At 74.7% G+C, this 3512-nt stretch carries 1 protein-coding gene and 1 pseudogene; both read left to right on the top strand.

Annotated elements, in window-relative coordinates:
* Positions 1-680: pseudogene (locus B7L92_RS43115) on the top strand (HSP90 family protein); the annotation flags it as partial.
* Between the two features lie 2 nt (positions 681-682).
* Positions 683-3512: hypothetical protein (locus tag B7L92_RS35405; RefSeq protein ID WP_081241306.1), on the top strand; the 2830-nt coding region annotated here is incomplete at its 3' end.

Genomic DNA, 3512 nt, shown 5'->3' with positions numbered 1-3512 from the left:
TCGAGACCACCGACGGGCACACCACCCTCGACGAGTTCGCGCGCACCCACCGCACCGTGCTCGTGACGTCGAGCGTGGAGGAGTTCCGGCAGGTCGCGGCGATCGCCTCGGCCGCCGGGCTCGGCGTCGTCAACGGCGGCTACACCTACGACCGCGAACTGGTCCACCGACTGCCCGAGATCAGGCCCGAGGCCGCCGTCGCCGACCTCGACCCGGCGACCCTCACCGCCCACCTCGACCCCGTCGACCGGGAGACGGAACTGGCCGCCGCGGCCTACCTCGCCCTGGCCCGGGACGCCCTCGCCGTCTTCGACTGCGACGTCACGCTGCGCACCTTCCAGCCCGCCTCCGCCCCCGCCCTCCTCGTCGACAGCCGCGAGGCCCGGCACGAGCGCACCCGCTCCCGGCTCGCCCGCGAACAGCAGGGCGGCCTGTGGGGCGACATCCTCGGCGCCCTGTACCAGGAAGCACCGCGGGCCCAGCTGATCCTCAACCAGCTCAACCCGCTGGTCCGCACCGCCGTCGCCATCGACGAGCCCGAACTGGCCCGCACCAGCGCCGAGGCCCTCTACGGACAGGCCGCGATGCTGTCCCGGCGCCCGCTCAAGCCCGCCGAATCGAGCCTCATCAACCGCTCCTTCCTCGACCTTCTCGCCCACGCCCTCCGCAAGGACAGCTGACGATGCCGACCGCACCCCAGACCACCGACGAGCTGTACCGGGCGCTCGAGGAGAACGACCGCCGCCCCTACGGCCGCACCCGCACCGTCACCGCCGAGGAACTCGTCGACGCCGCCGAGCAGTTCGACGAGCCCGTCCCGCTCGTCCACGCGCTCCTCGAACTCCAGGAGGCGTACACCTACGGCTCCGAACCCCGCAAGTCGCCCGTCGTCTTCGCCCGCCTGCTCACCCTCTTCGACGAGCAGCCCGAGGTCTTCGACGAGCGCCTGCGCCACATGCTGTTCTGGCGGTTCAAGTGGGTGGCGAGCGCCCTGCGCGCGCTGCCCGAGATACCGCTGACCAGCCTGCGCCAGTGGCTGACGGAGATGCGCGACCGGTACGAGAAGGCCGGCTTCGGCCTCCAGCCCTACTACGGACAGGCGTACCGGCTCGCCGCCCACACCGGTGAGGACGCCACCCTCGCCTACGAGCTGTGGGCGGGCCGCACCCGCACCCGGCTCAGCGACTGCGAGGCCTGCGAGATCTGCGAGCGCGCCCTGTACCACCTCGCGGCGGGCGACGACGAACGGGCGCTGCGCACCTGGGAGCCCGTCCTGGCCGGGAAGGAATCCTGCCAGGAGGAGCCGGCCCGCACCGTCTCGTACGCGCTGCTGCCCCTGTTGCGCACCGGCCGCACCGAACAGGCGCGCGAACTGCACCTCGCCGGCTACCGCGGCTGCCGCCGCAACCCCTCGATGTCCGGGGAGGTCGGCAGGCACCTGGAGTTCTGCGCGCTGACCGGCAACGAGGCACGCGGCCTGGAACTGCTCGCCGAGAACCGGAACCTGTTCGAGGAGGTCGACTCACCGCTGGACCTGCTCGGCTTCCTCACCGGCGTGGAGGTCCTCCTCCAGCGCGTCGAACTCCTCGGCCACGGCGAACTGCCCGCCGCCGGATACGCGGGCCGCACCTGGACGGTGGCCGGCCTGCGCGCCGAGGTGCGCGGCCGCGCCGACGACCTCGCCGCCCGCTTCGACGCCCGCAACGGAACCACGGCCCACACCGATCGCCGCAGGGCCCGCCTCGACCGTGCCCCGCTCCTGGACGCGCTGGAACTGACCCTGCGCACCCGCGGCCTCGACGACGCCGCCCCGACCGCCCCGGTTGCCGCGCCCACCGCCCGTACGGCCGCCGCCCTTCCCGAGTCGCTTCCCGAACTCATCCTCCAGGCACGGGCGTTGGACGAGCAGGGGCACCCGGACGCACAGGCCCGCTGGGCACGGCTGCGCACGCTCGTCGCCGCCCGCGACTACACCCACCCCGACGACCCGGCCGTGGGCCCACTCGTCCAGCTGCACGCGGACCTGCTGGCCGACGAGGCGAACCGGACGGGCGAGAAGGACGAGTACGCCGACGCCGCGGCCCTCCACGAGGAGGCCGCCGGTCTGTACGACGACGCCGGAAAGCCGGGTCACGCGGCGCTCGCCCGCGCCTGCGCCCTGCTCGCCGCCGCCGAGGTCCCCGCACCGGACACCGACGGGACCGGGGCGAAGGCCGCCGCGCTGACCGCCGCCCACGCGTCCATGGTCCGCCTGCACGAGGAGACGTCCGGCCTCGCCCCGTACCAGGAGGCCCGCCTGCTGCGGCTGCGGGCGACCGCGCTCGGCCTGCGTCTGCAGACCTCCGGGAGCGAGGAGCACGTCGCGCCGGTCCTCGCCGAGGTGGACCTGCTGCAGGAGTTCGCCACCCGGCACGACGTGGTCGGGCAGATCTCCGGTGCCCTGCTGCTGCGGGCCGGCACGTACGCCATCTCCGGCGACCTGCCCGCCGCGGTCACCGAGATCGACGCCCTCCTCGACCGGCTGAAGACGCACGGCCCCGCCTGGCACCTGCCCCGCGCGCTCGGACTGCGCGGCCGGCTCCAGCTCGGCCTCCAGGACGCGCGGGCCGCGCACACGGACCTGGCCGAAGCCTTGCGACGGGCCGCCGACTGGCCGGCCGACACGGTCGACACCGCCCGTCTCCACGGCGATCTGGCCGAGACCTGCATGCACCTGGGCCGCCCCGACGAGGCACTGCGCCACCTGACGCGCTGCGCGGAACTGGACCTCCGCCACGGCAACCGGACGGACGCGTTCTGCGCCTACGACAACGCGGCCCGGCTCAGCCTGGACCTGGGCCGCGTCGAGGACTGCATCGCTCTGCTCGACTCCCTGCTGGCCGAACCGGACGTCGCCGCCGGAGAGCTGGACGACCGGCTCGTCGCCCAGCTGCGCCTGACCCGCGCCCGTGCGCTGCACGCGGGCGACGACCTCAAGGCCGCCACGGCGGAGTTCGTCGCCCTCGCGGCCGAGTCGGCCGGCTGGGACGACGACCCGGGAAGCCACGCCATGATCGCCGCGGAGACGGCCGTGCTCCTCGGCGAGTCCGGCGAGTTCGGCCGGGCCCGCGAGGCCGCGGACCGGGCACTCGCCGCCCACGCCCGGGCCCCGCGCTACGAGCAGCTCAGCAACTGCCTGCGCGAACTCGCCCGCCTCCAGGCCCAGCAGCAGGGCCCCGACGGCCTGGCCGGCGCCCTCGCCTTCCTCACCGACGCCGGCCGGATCGCCGACGAGGCCCGCGCCGCCGCGTACGAGGCCCACGGCCGCTCCCTGGACACCGCCCTGGCCTACGAACACGGACGGGTCAACGCCTATGCCGGTGCGTACGAGGACGCCCTGGCCGCCCTGGAGAAGGCCCTCGCCCTGCTCGGCGAGCCGGGACCGGAGCAGGACCACGCCGGCGAGTGGGCCGAGTGCGTCCGTCTCGCGGGCGCCGTGGAGGGCATCTACCTGGAACGCCCCGCCCCCGCCC

It is taken from the genome of Streptomyces viridosporus, from assembly GCF_002078235.1.
GTDB lineage: Bacteria > Actinomycetota > Actinomycetes > Streptomycetales > Streptomycetaceae > Streptomyces > Streptomyces viridosporus.
Note: the sequence above shows the minus strand (reverse complement) of the source record. Positions and strands in the feature narration are given on the sequence as shown.